Source organism: Pseudomonas crudilactis (assembly GCF_013433315.1).
Lineage (GTDB): Bacteria > Pseudomonadota > Gammaproteobacteria > Pseudomonadales > Pseudomonadaceae > Aquipseudomonas > Aquipseudomonas crudilactis.
Genome location: NZ_WXVV01000014.1, coordinates 132,441 through 148,439, shown reverse-complemented (window position 1 = coordinate 148,439; position 15,999 = coordinate 132,441). Strand labels below are relative to the sequence as shown.

The 15,999-nt window shown below is 60.3% G+C and carries 13 protein-coding genes; 9 read left to right on the top strand and 4 right to left on the bottom strand.

Annotated elements, in window-relative coordinates; genetic code table 11:
• Positions 1-35 precede the first annotated feature (35 nt).
• Both ycaC and GTU76_RS17065 read right to left on the bottom strand, forming a co-directional pair.
• The gene (ycaC, locus tag GTU76_RS17070; protein ID WP_007915995.1) at positions 36-668 is read right to left on the bottom strand and encodes an isochorismate family cysteine hydrolase YcaC; all 633 of its coding nucleotides are present in this window, start codon (positions 666-668) and stop codon (positions 36-38) included.
• Between the two features lie 128 nt (positions 669-796).
• A complete protein-coding gene (locus tag GTU76_RS17065) occupies positions 797-1,393 on the bottom strand; it encodes a TetR family transcriptional regulator (RefSeq protein WP_180699145.1) in 597 nt (198 codons plus the stop codon).
• 139 nt (positions 1,394-1,532) lie between these two features.
• Here GTU76_RS17065 and GTU76_RS17060 point away from each other — a divergent pair, with 139 nt between their 5' ends.
• The 4 genes from GTU76_RS17060 to GTU76_RS17045 all read left to right on the top strand — a co-directional run bounded on the left by GTU76_RS17060 (position 1,533) and on the right by GTU76_RS17045 (position 5,377).
• Positions 1,533-2,633 carry an alkene reductase gene (locus GTU76_RS17060; RefSeq protein WP_175554045.1) on the top strand — a complete coding sequence of 367 codons (1,101 nt, stop codon included), beginning with the start codon at positions 1,533-1,535 and terminating at the stop codon, positions 2,631-2,633.
• 61 nt (positions 2,634-2,694) lie between these two features.
• Positions 2,695-3,477: an SDR family NAD(P)-dependent oxidoreductase gene (locus GTU76_RS17055; RefSeq protein WP_016987758.1), complete on the top strand. Its 783-nt coding sequence runs from the start codon at positions 2,695-2,697 to the stop codon at positions 3,475-3,477.
• A 5-nt stretch (positions 3,478-3,482) separates the two neighbouring features.
• On the top strand, positions 3,483-4,322 hold the full coding sequence (locus tag GTU76_RS17050) for an alpha/beta fold hydrolase (protein WP_180699144.1): 840 nt from the start codon (positions 3,483-3,485) through the stop codon (positions 4,320-4,322).
• 56 nt (positions 4,323-4,378) lie between these two features.
• Positions 4,379-5,377 carry an NADP-dependent oxidoreductase gene (locus tag GTU76_RS17045; protein ID WP_180699143.1) on the top strand — a complete coding sequence of 333 codons (999 nt, stop codon included), beginning with the start codon at positions 4,379-4,381 and terminating at the stop codon, positions 5,375-5,377.
• A 3-nt stretch (positions 5,378-5,380) separates the two neighbouring features.
• Here the strand turns inward: GTU76_RS17045 and GTU76_RS17040 are convergent, their stop codons facing one another.
• The gene (locus tag GTU76_RS17040; RefSeq protein ID WP_016987755.1) at positions 5,381-6,313 is read right to left on the bottom strand and encodes a helix-turn-helix transcriptional regulator; all 933 of its coding nucleotides are present in this window, start codon (positions 6,311-6,313) and stop codon (positions 5,381-5,383) included.
• 567 nt (positions 6,314-6,880) lie between these two features.
• Here GTU76_RS17040 and GTU76_RS17035 point away from each other — a divergent pair.
• The 4 genes from GTU76_RS17035 (at position 6,881) to GTU76_RS17020 (ending at position 10,811) form a co-directional block, all read left to right on the top strand.
• A complete protein-coding gene (locus GTU76_RS17035) occupies positions 6,881-8,230 on the top strand; it encodes a D-galactonate transporter (RefSeq protein ID WP_180699142.1) in 1,350 nt (449 codons plus the stop codon).
• Positions 8,231-8,329: 99 nt separating this feature from the next.
• Entirely contained in the window at positions 8,330-9,022 is a 693-nt protein-coding gene (locus GTU76_RS17030; protein WP_016987753.1) for a fumarylacetoacetate hydrolase family protein, read from the top strand.
• A gap of 41 nt (positions 9,023-9,063) precedes the next feature.
• On the top strand, positions 9,064-9,822 hold the full coding sequence (locus GTU76_RS17025) for an SDR family NAD(P)-dependent oxidoreductase (RefSeq protein WP_180699164.1): 759 nt from the start codon (positions 9,064-9,066) through the stop codon (positions 9,820-9,822).
• Positions 9,823-9,854: 32 nt separating this feature from the next.
• The gene (locus tag GTU76_RS17020) at positions 9,855-10,811 is read left to right on the top strand and encodes a 2-hydroxyacid dehydrogenase (protein ID WP_180699141.1); all 957 of its coding nucleotides are present in this window, start codon (positions 9,855-9,857) and stop codon (positions 10,809-10,811) included.
• A 566-nt stretch (positions 10,812-11,377) separates the two neighbouring features.
• Here the strand turns inward: GTU76_RS17020 and GTU76_RS17015 are convergent.
• Positions 11,378-13,504 (bottom strand): TonB-dependent siderophore receptor, encoded by a 2,127-nt coding sequence (locus GTU76_RS17015; RefSeq protein ID WP_026000808.1) that lies wholly within the window; start codon positions 13,502-13,504, stop codon positions 11,378-11,380.
• A 272-nt stretch (positions 13,505-13,776) separates the two neighbouring features.
• On the opposite strand from GTU76_RS17015, the gene paoC reads away from it, so the two are divergent.
• Positions 13,777-15,987, top strand: coding sequence for an aldehyde oxidoreductase molybdenum-binding subunit PaoC (gene paoC / locus GTU76_RS17010; protein ID WP_180699140.1), 2,211 nt, complete (start codon positions 13,777-13,779; stop codon positions 15,985-15,987).
• Positions 15,988-15,999 lie beyond the last annotated feature (12 nt).

Here is a 15,999-nt window from a genome sequence, read left to right as displayed (position 1 = left end):
TTTCAGGGCAGGCTTTTCGTTTGCAGCGCGCAGGCCTACTTCTGCTGCGCGGTCAGCGCCGAGTAGCTGTTCATCAGGTTGCGGTAGTTCGGGATGCGCTGCGACAGCAAGTTACCCAGCCCTTCAATGTCGTTGCGCCAGTCGCGGTGCAGCTCACACGCCACCGAGAACCAGTTCATCATCTGCGCACCAGCCTGAGTCATGCGGCTCCACGCGGCTTGTTGCACGGTGGTGTTGAAAGTGCCGGACGCATCGGTCACCACAAACACCTCAAACCCTTCCGCCAGCGCCGACAAGGTCGGGAACGCTACGCACACATCCGTTACTACACCGGCAATGATGATCTGTTTACGGCCGGTAGCCTTGATCGCTTTCACAAAATCTTCGTTGTCCCACGCGTTGATCTGGCCTGGGCGAGCAATGTACGGCGCGTCCGGGAACATCTCCTTGAGCTCTGGCACCAGCGGGCCGTTCGGGCCTTGTTCGAAACTGGTGGTGAGGATGGTCGGCAGTTCGAAGAACTTCGCCAGATCAGCCAGGGCCAGCACGTTGTTCTTGAATTCGTTTGGCGAGAAGTCCTGCACCAGCGAAATCAGGCCGGTCTGGTGGTCGACCAGCAGCACGATGGCGTCATCTTTGTTCAGGCGGTTGTAGGTTGGAGTAGTCATGGTGTGCGTCCCTTTTGAGTTTTTGAAGTTGTTGTTGCGTTCAAGTTGGGTACAGATTACTGACGCAAAGGGACGGGATAAATCGGCTGAAAAGCGTTTCACCGTCAACTCAAAAAGGACAATACCGATCAGCCAGGCACTTCTGCACTGTCGGCGGACATCAGCAACGACGCGGTCATTTCAGCGTGGCATACCGCAAGGATTTCATCGGCCAGCGCGGAATCAGCCGGGCAGGCCCGCGACAGGATGATCGCGCCAACCGCACGCGCCAGCATGTCGATCATTTTCACTCGCCCCTCACCAGATGCCGCGTCGGGCCCTGTCGGGTACTTGTCGCCAAGCGTCTGCAGCGTGCGCTCGATGCCGTCGGCAAACGCGGTTTTCACATCGTCAGACTGACGCGCTGCGTCGCCGCACAAAGCGGCCATGGTGCAACCGCTGCCCCGCCCGTCGCGATGTTCTTTCGACACATAGGCGTCGATGAAGCCTTGAACATCGACCATTTCGGCACCGGCCAACGAGCGCGCAAGGCTGTTGGCCGAGGCTTCGGACATCAGGTCGGCCTTCGAGCCGAAGTGCTTGTAGAAACCGCCATGGGTGAATCCGGCCGCCGCCATCAGGTCCGCGACGCCAACACCGTCGAAACCGCGCTCACGAAACAACACCGAAGCGGTCTCGACGATGTGCTCGCGGTTTGCCTGCGCCTGGGCTTTGGTGACTCTCACGTGCAATACCTCCGCTGAAATTCATGCGCCGATGATACATAGATGTCAGCCATAATCAAAACCATTGACAGTTTAGATTTCGATCATCATCCTAATTGCAGAATTATCGCTGCTCACTCACAGGCACGGATCCAACCCCATGACCGATCAAAATCTGTTCACGCCGTACACGCTTGGCTCCCTGACGCTGGCGAATCGAATCGTTCTCGCGCCGCTGACCCGCAATCGGGCAGGTGAAGGCTTCGTGCCCAGTGAATTCGCAACCACCTATTACAGCCAGCGCGCGTCCGCCGGCCTGCTGATCTCCGAGGCCACACAGATCTCCCGACAGGGCCAGGGCTATCAGGACACCCCGGGGATTTACACGCAGGCGCAGATCGATGGCTGGCGCAAGGTGACCGCTGCCGTGCACGAAAAAGGCGCGAAGATCTTTCTGCAACTGTGGCATGTCGGCCGCGTTTCACACGTTGATCTTCAAGAAAACGGCGCCGCACCCGTAGCACCCTCGGCGCTGCGCCCGGCGACCAAAGTGTTCGTCAACAACCGCTTTGAAGACGTTTCTGCGCCGCGCGCGCTGGAGATCAGCGAACTTCCGGGGATCGTCAACGATTTCCGTCAGGCAGCGGTCAACGCTATCGCTGCCGGGTTTGATGGCGTGGAAATCCACGGTGCCAACGGCTATTTGCTCGATCAATTCATCAAGGACGGCGCCAACGTGCGCACCGATGCCTACGGCGGCTCGATTGAAAATCGTGCGCGCTTGTTGCTGGAAGTGACGGCCGCGGTCGTCGCCGAGATTGGCGCAGATCGCACCGGCATTCGCCTCTCGCCGGTGTCGCCGGCCAACGGGGTTTCGAGCAGCGACCCGCAAGGGCAATTCGATTACATCGTCGAGCAACTCGATGCGCTGGGCATCGTTTATCTGCACATGGTCGAAGGCGCAACGGGCGGGCCGCGCGATGTCGCACCGTTCGATTTCGCAGCTCTGCGCCAGCGTTTCAAAAACACCTACATCGCCAACAACGGCTACGACCTCGACCTGGCGAACACACGGATTGCCGAAGACCAGACCGATCTGATCGCCTTCGGTCGCCCGTTCATTGGCAATCCCGATCTGGTCGAGCGCCTGGCGGCCGGTGCGCCGTTGGCCGGATTCAACCCCGCTACCCTGTATGGCGGTGGCGCAGAAGGCTACATCGACTACCCGACCCTGGCTGAATGGAGCGCTGCTGCTCAGTAAGCCGCGCTTCAGCGCATTTACTGCCTCTCCTTAATCGATTTTTTTGAAAAGAGATGACCCTATGAACGCCCACCCTACTGTTCTGATCACCGGAGCCTCTACCGGCATCGGCGCGGTTTACGCCGAACGTTTCGCCCAACGCGGGCATGATCTGGTGCTGGTCGCACGCGATCTGGAGCGCCTGGAAACACTCGCCGCGAAACTGCGTAGCGAACACAGCGTTGCCGTCGATGTGCTTCAGGCCGACCTCACCCAACTCAGCGATCTGCACACCGTCGAAACGCGCCTGCGCGACGATGCGCGCATTGGCATCCTCGTCAATAACGCGGGCGCCGCGCAGTCCGGCAACTTCATCGAGCAGAGCACCGACAAAGTGGCCAATCTGGTCGCCCTCAACACCACGGCACTGGTGCGGCTCGCCAGTGCCATCGCTCCCCGTCTGGCGAAGGCCGGTGACGGCGCGATTATCAACATCGGCTCGGTGGTCGGTCTCGCTCCGGAGTTCGGCATGTCGGTGTACGGGGCCACCAAGGCGTTTGTCCTGTTCCTGTCTCAAGGCCTGAGCCTGGAACTGTCGCCGTTGGGCGTTTACGTGCAAGCCGTGCTGCCGGCCGCGACGCGTACCGAGATCTGGGATCGCGCGGGCATCGACATCAACACCTTGAGCGAGATCATGGAAGTCACCGATCTGGTCGATGCGGCGCTGGTCGGTTTCGATCGGCGCGAACCGGTGACCATTCCGCCGCTGCATGAAGGTGAGCGCTGGGATGCCTTGCAGACCGCGCGGCAGGGCCTGCTGGCACAGATCCGCCAGTCGGCAGTCGCGCAGCGCTATCTGGCGTGAGTGCAATGAAGCAGATGCCTTTCGTCAAAGCCGCCAACCAATCGATTTTGGTTGGCGGCACGGCGTTCGCCTATCGAGACCTCGGCCCGAAAAAGGCTGTGCCGCTGATCCTGCTCAATCATTGGGGCGCGGTACTGGACGACTTCGATCCGCGAATCGTCGATGGTCTGGCGCGGAACCGGCGCGTGCTCGCCATTGACTATCGCGGTGTCGGTAGCTCAGGCGGCACCGCGCCCCTCACCGTCGCGCAGATGGCCGACGACGTCATCAGCCTGATCGCAGCGCTGGAATTCAGCAGCGTCGATCTGCTGGGTTTCTCCCTCGGCGGATTCGTTGCTCAGGACATCGCGCTCAAAGATCCCGCCTTGGTTCGGCGGCTGATTCTGACCGGCACCGGACCTGCTGGTGGAGTCGGTATCGCCAAGGTCGGTGCGGTTTCCTGGCCACTGATGTTCAAGGGTTTGCTGACCCTGCGCGATCCCAAGTTCCACCTGTTTTTCACTACAACCGCCAACGGACGGCAGGCCGCGACAGACTTTCTGCAACGTTTGAAAGAACGCCGCAAAGATCGCGACAAGCGCCCGACACCCAGCGCTTTTCTGCGGCAGTTGAAAGCCATCAAGGCATGGGGAAAACAGCTGCCGCAGAACCTTGGCGGCCTGCAAATCCCGACGCTGGTGGTCAACGGTGACAGCGACATCATGGTGCCCACGGTCAACTCGATTGATCTGGCGAACCGTATTCCCCACGCGCAACTGATCATTTATGAGGACGCCGGACACGGCGCGATTTTCCAGAACTACGCTGACTTTGTCAGCAAGGCGCAGGCGTTTCTCGACAGCTGAGCCAATCTGCTCAGGCAACCCTGCCCTCCCCCAGAACCGTGAGAGCCGTCCCCAACATGAAAGCTTATTTTATCGATCGCTACGGCAAGCAGAACGGGCGTATGGGCGACGTGCCCGAGCCGCTGTCAGGCGCCCATGACGTGCTGATTGAAGTCCATGCGGCCAGCGTCAACGTACTCGACTCAAAGATTCGCAGCGGCGAATTCAAACTGATTCTGCCGTACTCATTCCCCTTGGTGCTGGGCAACGATTGTGCCGGTGTGGTGATTGCGGTTGGCGTAGCGGTCAAGGGTTTCAAGCCCGGCGACGCGGTGTATGCGCGCGTGCCCGAACAGCGAATCGGCACATTCGCCGAGCGAATCGCCGTCGAGCAAAACGCCGTGGCATTGAAACCCGCCAACCTCAGCATGGAGCAAGCCGCCGGCATTCCCTTGGTTGCCCTGACAGCCTGGCAAGCGCTGGTCGACATCGCCCGTTTGCAAAAGGGCCAGAAGGTCTTGATTCACGCCGGTTCCGGCGGTGTCGGAACCATCGCCATTCAACTGGCCAAGCACCTCGGCGCTGTTGTCGCGACCACCACCAGCACCGCGAATGTCGAGTGGGTTAAAGCGTTGGGCGCAGACGTGGTGATTGATTACAAGCAGCAGCACTTCGAGCAGGAACTGCGCGACTACGACGTGGTGCTGAACAGCCTCGGCACCGACGTGCTGGAAAACTCGCTGAAGGTACTCAAACCGGGTGGTCAGCTGATTTCCATTTCAGGCCCGCCAACTGCCGAGTTCGCCAAGGCGCAGGGCCTGACCTGGCCGCTGCGGCAAGCCATGCGCTTGTTGAGCCTGAGCATTCGGTGCAAGGCGCGCAAGCAGGATGTCCGTTACAGCTTCCTGTTCATGCGGGCCAACGGTGCACAACTGCAAGAAATCACCACGCTGATTGAAGCCGGCGAAATAAGTCCTGTGCTTGACCGCACCTTCGCCTTCGAGTCGACCGGCGAAGCACTGAACTACGTTGAGCAAGGTCGCGCAAAAGGCAAAGTGATCGTTCGGATCAAATAATCCTTATGTGTTCAACGGCGATTGCGGCGTATCCGGATTGAGTTGCCGGCGGCGAAACTGTCCCGGCGGCTGACCGTGAATCTGCCGAAAGCGTCGCGAGAAATACGCCTCGTCAGCAAAGCCGCACAACCGTGCGACCTCGCCCACCGAGCGCGTGCTGTTGAGCAGGAAATTGCGTGCCGCGTGCATCCTGCGTTCAAGCACCAGTTCGGTGAAGGTCTTGCCGATCTCCTTGCGTAGCCAGTGCGTCAGATAGGTCGGCGACAGGTACGTCGCCGCAGCCACCTTGATCAGATTGAGATCGGGATCGGCAATGTTCTTGCGCAAGTATTCGAACATGCGGCCCAGCGCATCCCGGCGGCTGACCTCCGCCGCATTCTCCTCGGCCAGACGCTTGAGTGGCTCGGCATAAAGGAAACACACGCTGCCAATCAGTTGCAGCAACAAGCCCTTGAGCATCTCGCGCGTCCCAAACTGACGGTTCTCGTCCAGCGTGCGCATCTGCTCGATCAAGGCACAGACCTTGGCGAAGTCCTCATCCCCAAGAATGAAATCCAGATGCTCCTGAAAGCGGAATGGCGATAACTCCGGCGCCAGCAGGATCGACACTTCTTCCAGATCCATCGGGTCGCACTGCAAATGCGGCAAGAGGAAGGTCTGGGAAAAATTGATCACCATGAAATTGCTGTCCGCTGGATGCGGGATTACGTGCACTCGGTGCGGCAGGATGAATGCCAGGGTATTGCGCGGAAACGGACGCTCGACGTTACCGATGTGCTGCACGGTGTCGCCACCGAGGTTGATCTGGATCTGGAAATACTCGTGCCGATGGGGACTGGTCTCGGCGCGCCGGCCCTTTTTGTCGCGAATGTAGAAGTCGGTCAATTCGCTGCGCTGCTGCATGACATAGGTGGGAATACGGCTGGGTAAAGACATCTGCGCAGAATCCTCGACAGGTATTTGCAGTGAACTGACGACCGTCATCTTGCAGACATGTACGCAGTGCACGCAAGCAGTCATACGACGACCTGTCTCTCCAAGGATTTTTCATCTTCGATATGGCGTTTAGCCTGTCCAAAACCATAGAAAACGAATTGCATATTTTTATTCATTAAAATCAATTAGATAGGGCATATATCTCAAATTTCTAATAAGAAATTAACGATTTTATTTCTTGGACAGGTTTAGTAGCGCCACATCCATAGAAAAAAAACGTTCTAACCCCTCCATTGCTTTACCAACGTTGTACGACCACTGTGAGCCGACGCAGCCAACCTCTTCCAAAAACAATCACAGGTGTGCACGTCATGATTCTGCTATTCCCCCTCGCCACCCCTCCCGACATTGTCCCGATCACGCCGACTGGAAGACGTTTCTGAACGTCTGACGCTGGCTGTTCGCACCGTTCGTTCAAGTATCGATTGGCATGCCCCGACCATCGCGGGCAACGCCTTCGGCTGGGCGAAAACATCTCGACTCTTCTAACAATAACGAGGTTTCTTCATGTCGAATTCACATGCATCCCAAGCCACCGTGCCGCCGGTGATAGACGGCAGCCGCGACGCCGTAATTCCGCAACGCCTGCCCTCGCGGCGACGCTGGTTCATGCTCTCGTTGCTGCTGATTGCGACGATCATCAACTACATCGACCGGGTCAATATCTCGATTGCCGCACCGTTCATGGCCAAGGATCTTGGCTTGGACAAGATCGAGATGGGCCTGATTTTTTCGGCATTTGCCTGGACTTACGCCTTGGCCCTGGTGCCGGCCGGGTTCATCGCCGATCGCTTCGGTTCGCGCTTCACTTACGGGGTTTCCCTGATCAGTTGGTCGACGGTAACCGTGTGCCAGGGCTTTGCCACAGGCTTCGCGTCATTGTTCGGTTTGCGTCTGGCGGTCGGTGCGATGGAAGCACCGGCGTTTCCGGCCAACAGCCGTGCGGTGACGGTGTGGTTCCCGGCGCGGGAACGCGGTCTGGCCAGCAGCATCTACGTCTGCGGGCAATACCTGGGGACGGCGTTGTTTACCGGTGCCCTGCTCTGGCTGGCGACCACCTTCGACTGGCGTCACGTGTTCTACAGCACCGGCGTACTCGGCATCGTCTTCGGGGTGTTGTGGCTGTACCTGTATCGCGACCCGCTGAACTGCAAGAAAGTCAGCAAAGAAGAACTGAAGTACATCGAAGCCGGCGGCGGCCTGGTCAAAAGCAGTCAGGAACGTACGCGTTTCAACTGGCGGCAAATCGCCGAGTTGTTCAGCTACCGGCAAATCTGGGCGATTTGCATCGGCAAGTTCGCCAGCACCTCGGCGCTGTACTTCTTCCTGACCTGGTTCCCCACCTACCTGATCGAAGAACGCAAGCTGACCATGATCAAGGCCGGGATCTTCGCAGTTCTGCCATTTGTAGGCGCGACGGTCGGCATCCTTCTCGCGGGCATCGTGTCGGACTTGTTGATCCGCCGTGGCTACTCGATGTCGTTCGCCCGCAAGTTGCCGCTGGTGATCGGCTCGATGCTGGGAATGTCCATCGTGCTGGTGAATTTCACCGACTCGAACACGATCTGCATCGCCGTGCTGACCATTGCCTTCTTCGCCCAAGGCATCGCGTCGTCTTCGTGGGCGGCGGTATCGGAAGTTGCGCCCAAGGAGCTGATCGGCTTGACCGGCGGGATCACCAGCCTCGCCGCCAACATTGGCGGCATCGTCACGCCGATCGTGATTGGCGCGATTGTGCATGCCACCGGTTCATTCGCCTGGGCCTTCTGGTTCATTGGCGGCGTGGCGCTGATTGGCACCCTCTCCTACTCGCTGCTGCTCGGCCGCTTGTACCGCATCGAATTGAAGGTGCGCTAAAGCCAACAGCACCGTTTTCTCCAACTGGAGGCGGCTTTCGTCCAACTTCACCAACGACTGCCGCCGTACGCTGAAGCTACCAACAGGACTATTACCAGGATGAACATGACTGAATACGTCTTCACGCCGGATCTGCCCGTGACCTTGCCCGTAGTCGGCAGTAAGCAGCGCTTTCCCGTTGGCCGGGTATTTTGTGTCGGGCGCAACTACCCGTGGCCAGATGCTGTCGGCCAGTCGCGCCAGCCACCGGTGTTTTTCATGAAACCGGCCAGCAATGTCGTCGACGCCATTGGTGAGGTGGCATTCCCTTCGCTGACCGATGATTTCGCCCACGAAATCGAACTGGTGGTGGCCATCGGTGAAGGTGGCGCGAATATCCCCGAAAGCGAGGCGCTGGCTTATGTCTGGGGTTACGCCGCCGGCCTCGACCTGACCCGCCGTGATGTTCAGCGCGCCGCCAAGAGCAATGGTTTGCCGTGGGAAGGCGCCAAGGTGTTTGACGGCGCCGCGCCGATGACCGCCATCGTGCCAGTGACCCGCGCTGGCCATCCCGAAGGCGAATTATGGTTGAACGTCAACGGCGAGGAGCGTCAGCGCGACAGCCTCGACAGCCAGATCTGGTCGGTGGCTGAAGTGATCAGCCGGATCTCCCGGTCAGTCGCGCTCAGGGCCGGCGACCTGATCATGACCGGCAGCCCGGCCGGCGTCGACGGCCTGCAACCGGGCGATGTGATCAACGCCGGAATCGACGGTATCGGCCAACTGGAAATGCGCGTCGGCCCGCGAGCCTGAACGCCGCAGTGATTTGAAGACAGGAGAACAACAAGATGTCCATCACTCAACCTTTGAAAGTCGCGCTGGTCACCGGCGCCGGTAGCGGCATTGGCCGCTCTGTGGCGCTTGGCCTGATGGCCGACGGTTACACCGTAGTGCTTGCCGGGCGCCGGCCGGAACCGTTGCAAGCGCTGGTCGAACTGGCGGCGAGCGAGGGCCACGCAGCCTTGGCCGTGCCGACCGATGTGCGCGACCCGGCGAGTGTCGATGCGCTGTTCGCAACCATTGCCGAGGTCTACGGACGGCTGGATGTGGTCTTCAACAATGCCGGAGTCAATGCCCCGGCCGTGCCGCTTGATGAGCTGACGTTCGAACAGTGGCGCAACGTGATCGACACCAACCTCAACGGGGTTTTCCTGTGTGCCCGTGGCGCCTTCGGACTGATGCGCCGTCAACAGCCTCAGGGCGGACGCATCATCAATAACGGTTCGATTTCGGCACACACTCCGCGCCCGTTCAGCAGCGCCTATACCGCCAGCAAACATGCGGTGCTGGGACTGACCAAATCGCTGGCACTGGACGGTCGCGAATTCAACATCGCCTGCAGCCAGATCGACATCGGCAACGCCCTCACCGAAATGTCGGTGCGCATGACCAAGGGTGTTCGCCAGGCCAACGGCAGCATCGCCGTCGAGCCGATGGTCGACATCAAGCATGTCGCTGATGCCGTGCGCTACATCGCCGGCCTGCCGCTATCGGCCAACGTTCTGAACATGACCGTCATGGCCACCGCCATGCCGTTTGCCGGTCGCGGTTGAACCGGCCTTTTTATTCGGTAAGAGAGGTTTACATGAAGCCAGAAGTCTTGCAGTTGAGCCCGATCCTGATTCCTGAAATCAACACGCGTCTCGATGAACTGTTTACGGTCCGACGCTATTTCCAGCAGGCGGACAAACAGGCGTATTTGCAGGAACACGGCGCGAATATTCGCGGAGTGATCACCGGTGGCCATACCGGCATCACCCAAGCCGTCATGGCGCAACTGCCGAAACTTGAAGTGGTGGCGGTCAACGGCGTCGGCACCGATGCGGTTGACCTGGCTTACGCTCGGGATCGCGGCATCCGCGTAACGGCGACCATTGGCGCGCTGACCGAAGACGTCGCCGACCTTGCCATCGGTTTGCTGATTTCCGTGTGTCGCGGGCTGTGCACCAGCGATCGTTACGTACGCTCCGGCCAATGGCCGCAAAGTCCGACGCCGCTGGCGCCACTGCCCCTCGCGCGTCAAGTGTCCGGCATGCGTATCGGCATCGTCGGCATGGGCCGGGTTGGCCGCGCGGTGGCCAGTCGTGCGGCGGCCTTCGGCTGCCCGATCAGTTACACCGACCTGCAACCGATGAGCGATGTCAGCCACACTTTCGTCGCCGACCTCAAGCAATTGGCCCGCGACAGCGATGCGCTGATTCTCGCCGCCGCTGCCGACAAGGCCGAAGCCATCATCAACGCCGAAGTACTACAGGCGTTGGGCAAGGATGGGTATCTGATCAACGTGGCAAGGGGCAAACTGGTCAACGAAGCTGATTTGCTGGCGGCACTGAATGCCGGTGAGATCGCCGGTGCCGGGCTGGATGTGTTTGTCGATGAGCCGAATGTGCCAGAAGCCTTGTTCGGCAACGAACAGGTGGTGCTTCAGCCGCACCGCGCCAGCGCAACCTTGCAGACGCGCACACGCATGGGTGAGATGGTGGTGGCGAGCCTGCTCGACAGCTTTGCCGGGAAAACCCCGCAAGGTTGTGTCACTGGCTAAGTGGCGCGTGCCGAAACAGCTGCCCTCACCCTAGCCCTCTCCCCCAGGAGAGGGGACCGATTGGGGGATATTGGCGATGAACGCCGATCTGAAATAACGCCTGTGAATCCAATGCCGCCAAGCACTGCCGATGGGCCCGCAATCGACGCGATCTGTCAGGTCGATGCATAACGCCAGACACCTCGGTCGGCTCCCTCTCCCCCGGGAGAGGGAACCGATTGGGGAATATTGGCGATAAACGCCGACGTGCAATAGCGTCTGTGAATCCAATGCCGCCAAGCACTGCGGATGGGCCCGCAATCGACGCGATCTTTCAGGTCGATGCATAACGCCAGACACCTCGGTCGGCTCCCTCTCCCCCGGGAGAGGGAACCGATTGGGGGATATTGGCGATGAACGCCGATCTGAAATAACGCCTGTGAATCCAATGCCGCCAAGCACTGCCGATGGGCCCGCAATCGACGCGATCTTTCAGGTCGATGTATAACGCCAGACACCTCGGTCGGCTCCCTCTCCCCCGGGAGAGGGCTGGGGTGAGGGGCCGCCGTTGCAGCGTCGAGCTCGGCTTACAACGTGTAGGAAATCCCCACCTGCACCGTTCGCGGCGCACCCGGATAGGCGTAGACATTGCCGAACGCGCCCTCTTCATAATCCCGATCAAACAGATTCTTCACGTCAAGATTGAGCCGCACTTTCTCGTTGACCTTATAGAAGCCGAGCAAATCGACGACGGTGTAGCTGTCCATCGAGAACGCAGTATTGGCGGTTTGCCCGGCGCGTTCGTCGACGTATTTGAGTCCGGTGCCCAGGCCCAGACCTTTGAGCGCTCCGTCCTGAAACTCATAGACATTGAGCAGGCTGAAGCTGTTCTGCGGAATGTTCATCAGCCGCGTGCCCGAGCGGATCACGTTGTCCTTGGTCACTTCGGCATCCACGTAGGCGTAGCCGCCGATGACGCGCCATTCGGGTGTCAGGTTGCCGGCGACGTTCAGGTCGAAACCACGGCTGCGCACTTCCCCGGCCGCCACACTGAAGGTCGAGTCCACCGGGTCGGTGGTCAGCACGTTGCGTTTTTCGATCTGATAGATCGCCGCGTCGACGCTCAACTGATGATCCAGCGCTTCCCACTTGATGCCCATTTCGTAAGACTTGCCTTTCTCCGGTGCAAAGCCTCCGCCCACGCGGCTCGCGCCGGTGTTGGGCTTGAACGAGCGCGCGGTGTCGGCGTAGACCGCCAGCGTGTCGGTCAGGTCGTAGGTCACGCCAAGGCGCGGGGTCACCGCGTTGTCACTGGCCTGCCAGTTTTTGCCGCCCGGCACGTAGGTTTCATAGTCGTGCTCGAATCGCTCGAACCGCGCCCCGGCCAGTACCTTCAGACGCTCGGTCAACGCCACCTGATCCTGCACGAACGCGGCATAGGTCTTGAGGTTTTCCTTGTCGTGGGTCGGCGTGCGGGTCAATGCCGGGCGCGGCTGGCCGTAAACCGGATCGAAGATGTCGATCGGGTAGGCGCCGACCGCGCCGCTGGAGCGCTGAATGATCGACTTGTAGTCGTAATCTTCATACTCGATACCGGTCAGCAAGGTGTGCTGCAAACCACCGGTGGCGAAGTGGCCGGTCAGATTGAGCTGGGTGTCCTTGTCGGTCCACTCCAGTTTGCGGTAGTTGAAGTTGCGCCCCAGGGTTCGACCGTCAGCGGCAATGCCGTTGGCTTCGATGGCATTGCCTTCAAGCGAGCCGTCGAGCCACTGGAAGCCACCGCCCAGCGTCCAGTCATCATTGAGCAGATGTTCGAAACGAAGCTGCGCCATGTTGTTGTCGTTGTGCAACTTGCCGGCGTCTTTTTCGCCGAAAAACGTGTCACGCGAGGCGGTGCCGATCTGCTTGGCGTAACGCGTCACGCCGCGATCCAGCGGATGATTGTTGCGCATGAAATCGCCTTCGAAGATCACCCGGGTGGCATCACTGGCCTGCCAGGTCAGCACCGGCGTCACGCCGTAGCGCTCGGTCTCGACGTGATCGCGAAAGGTATCACCGCCCTCGCCCACCACGTTCAGTCGATAGGCCAGACGCCCTTCCTCGTCCAGTGGGCCGGAGGCGTCCAGCGTGCCGCGCTTCATGCCTTGATCATTCAACTGACTACCGAGGGTCACCGTGCGCTCGGCCAACGGCTGCTTGGAAACCACATTGAAGGTGCCGCCGGGATCGCCACGGCCGTAGAGCATTGTCGCCGGCCCGCGCAGCACTTCCAGACGCTCGATGGTGTTGGCGTCGGGCATGTTCGGGTAGCCGCGATTGATCGGGAAACCGTTGCGGTAGAACTCGCCGGTGGTGAAGCCACGCACGGTGAATGTGGTCAGCCCCTGCCCGCCGAAATTGTTTGCCCGGCCTACGCCGCCGGCATAGTCCAGTGCATCTTGCAGACGCGTGGCGCCGAGGTCTTCGACAGCATCCTTAGTCACCACGCTGATCGATTGCGGGGTTTCATGGATCGAGGTGTCGGTACGGGTGGCACTGGCAGAACGCGTCGCGCGATAGCCCTGCACCGGGCCGTCGGCTCGTTCGTAATCCGCTGTACCGACCACATCGGTTGCGTCCAGCTCAAGCGCTGAGGTGGTTGAATCGGCCTGTTCGGCCCACGAGGAAGAAGACAACGCCTGCAGCACGCAAATGGAAAGCAGAGTACGACGCATGAAATGAAAACCTTGTGAATAGGCCAGAACGAAGGGTGAAACCGCCAGAACAGCGGCGCGGATGGTATACCAGAGATCGCGTAATTGAAACTTATTCTTATTTGTCATGTTGGTCAGGATTCGTGAGCCGGACTCATGACTCCATCCCGTCAACGAGCATTATCAGAGGCGGTTCAATGGCCTAGGCTCGTAGGCGATATGGCCTGCAACGCTGGTGCTGGTGCTGAGGCGCCCGGCGCTGGCCGTCAGCCCGCCTGAAGAGGAAATCAGCGATGAAATTCGACACACCGGCCGGCACTAATCCGATCGATCAATTGAACGTCATCGGCCAGCCCGCCGACCGCATCGATGGCAAGTTGAAAACCACCGGGACCGCGCCCTACGCGTATGAACAATATGCCGCAGTGCCCAACCCGGCCTATGGGTATATCGTCGGCGCCGGGATCGGCAAGGGACGAATTGCCTCGATCGACTCGACGCAAGCGAGCAACAGTTCCGGGGTGATTGCCATCGTCACCTACGAGAATGCCGGGCCTTTGGCCAAGGGCGAGTTCTATGTCGCGCACGCATTGGCCGGCCCGCAGGTGGACCACTATCACCAGGCTGTCGCGATTGTCGTCGCGCAGACATTTGAAGAGGCCCGCGCGGCTGCCAATCTCCTCGAGATCAGCTATGTCGCCGAACCCGGCGCGTTCGATCTGGCGGCCGCCAAGGATTCGGCTACTCCGCCCCCTCCCGCCGGCTTCGGCCCACCGCCGCAGACGCAGATCGGAGATTTCGAAGGTGCCTTCAGCGCCGCACCGATACAGATCGACCAGCACTACAGCACGCCGGATCAGGCGCACGCGATGATGGAACCCCACGCCACCATCGCCCAGTGGAACGGCAATTCGCTGACGTTGTGGACGTCGATACAGCAGATCAACTGGGGCGTGCGCGATCTGGCCAGGACACTCGGTATACGCAAAGAAGATATTCGTTTGATATCGCCCTACATTGGCGGCGGTTTCGGCGGCAAAGGTACGATCCTGTGTGACGCGGTGCTGGCGTCGCTGGCGGCACGACACGCCGGGCGTCCGGTGAAAGTCGCGCTGCCACGTCCGCTGATGTTCAACAATTTGACCCATCGCCCCGCGACGCTTCAACGCATTCGCATCGGTGCCAGCCGCGAGGGTTTGATCACTGCCATCGGCCATGAGAGTTGGTCAGGCAACCTGCCCGGGGGCCGGGCCGAAGCCGCGACGGCCTCGACGCGTTTGCTCTACGCTGGCGCCAACCGCATGACCCGCTTGAATCTTGCCGTGCTGGACCTGGCCGAAGGCTCGGCCATGCGCGCGCCGGGGGAAGCACCGGGCATGATGGCGCTGGAAATTGCCATGGATGAACTGGCGGAAAAACTCGGCATCGACCCACTGCAGTTGCGCCTGCTCAACGACACCCAGGTCGACCCCGAACAGCCATCGCGTCCGTTCTCGACACGGCAACTCATCGAGTGTTTACAAACCGGTGCCGAGCAATTCGGCTGGCACCAGCGCAACGCAAGCGCCGGCCAACGCCTGGAGAATGGCTGGCTGATCGGCATCGGTCTGGCGTCCGCCATACGTGGCGCGCCAACCACCGCATCGGCGGCCCGTGTGCGCCTTGATCGGCACGGCACAATCACCGTCGAAACCGACATGACGGATATCGGCACCGGCAGCTACACGATCATTGCGCAGACCGCCGCCGAGATGATGGGTGTGGAACTGGACCGGGTCGAAGTGCACCTTGGCGACTCGCGCTTTCCGGAGTCGTCGGGATCGGGTGGGCAATGGGGTGCGGCTTCGTCTACCGCCGGGGTCTATGCCGCTTGCGTCAAGTTGCGCGAAGCCGCTGCCCGTGCGGTCGGACTTGATCCGCAAACGGCCGAATTTGCCCACGGCGAGGTGCACGATGGCACGCGACATGTTCCTTTGGCTCAGGCGGCGGCCGCAGGGGATCTCGTTGGCGAAGACCGCATGGAATTCGGCGATCTGGCCCAGCGCTTTGCCCAGCAGACCTTTGGCGCACATTTCGCCGAAGTCGCGGTCAACGCGGCGACCGGCGAGATTCGCCTGCGTCGCCAATTGGCGGTCTGCGCAGCAGGGCGGATTCTCAATCCGAAGACCGCGCGCAGCCAGATCATCGGCGGCATGACCATGGGCGCCGGGGCCGCACTGATGGAAGAACTGCAGGTCGACAAGCGCCGTGGTTTTTTCGTCAACCATGACCTCGCCGGTTACGAAGTGCCGGTGCACGCCGACATTCCCCATCAGCAGGTGATTTTTCTCGATGAGGTCGACCCCTACGCCACGCCGCTCAAGGCCAAAGGTGTCGGCGAGTTGGGCATCAGTGGCGCCGCAGCGGCCATCGCCAATGCGATTTACAACGCCACCGGGGTGCGCGTGCGCGATTATCCGATCACGCTGGACAAACTTATCGCGCACTTGCCGGAGCAGATCTGACGCCCTGTTCAG

What these genes read in the sequence shown, in the direction of transcription:
- ycaC (WP_007915995.1), bottom strand. Translation starts at nt 668, where the DNA reads ATGACTACTCCAACCTACAACCGCCTGAACAAAGATGACGCCATCGTG.
- GTU76_RS17060 (WP_175554045.1), top strand. Translation starts at nt 1,533, where the DNA reads ATGACCGATCAAAATCTGTTCACGCCGTACACGCTTGGCTCCCTGACG.
- GTU76_RS17055 (WP_016987758.1), top strand. Translation starts at nt 2,695, where the DNA reads ATGAACGCCCACCCTACTGTTCTGATCACCGGAGCCTCTACCGGCATC.
- GTU76_RS17050 (WP_180699144.1), top strand. Translation starts at nt 3,483, where the DNA reads ATGAAGCAGATGCCTTTCGTCAAAGCCGCCAACCAATCGATTTTGGTT.
- GTU76_RS17045 (WP_180699143.1), top strand. Translation starts at nt 4,379, where the DNA reads ATGAAAGCTTATTTTATCGATCGCTACGGCAAGCAGAACGGGCGTATG.
- GTU76_RS17040 (WP_016987755.1), bottom strand. Translation starts at nt 6,313, where the DNA reads ATGTCTTTACCCAGCCGTATTCCCACCTATGTCATGCAGCAGCGCAGC.
- GTU76_RS17035 (WP_180699142.1), top strand. Translation starts at nt 6,881, where the DNA reads ATGTCGAATTCACATGCATCCCAAGCCACCGTGCCGCCGGTGATAGAC.
- GTU76_RS17030 (WP_016987753.1), top strand. Translation starts at nt 8,330, where the DNA reads ATGAACATGACTGAATACGTCTTCACGCCGGATCTGCCCGTGACCTTG.
- GTU76_RS17020 (WP_180699141.1), top strand. Translation starts at nt 9,855, where the DNA reads ATGAAGCCAGAAGTCTTGCAGTTGAGCCCGATCCTGATTCCTGAAATC.
- GTU76_RS17015 (WP_026000808.1), bottom strand. Translation starts at nt 13,504, where the DNA reads ATGCGTCGTACTCTGCTTTCCATTTGCGTGCTGCAGGCGTTGTCTTCT.
- paoC (WP_180699140.1), top strand. Translation starts at nt 13,777, where the DNA reads ATGAAATTCGACACACCGGCCGGCACTAATCCGATCGATCAATTGAAC.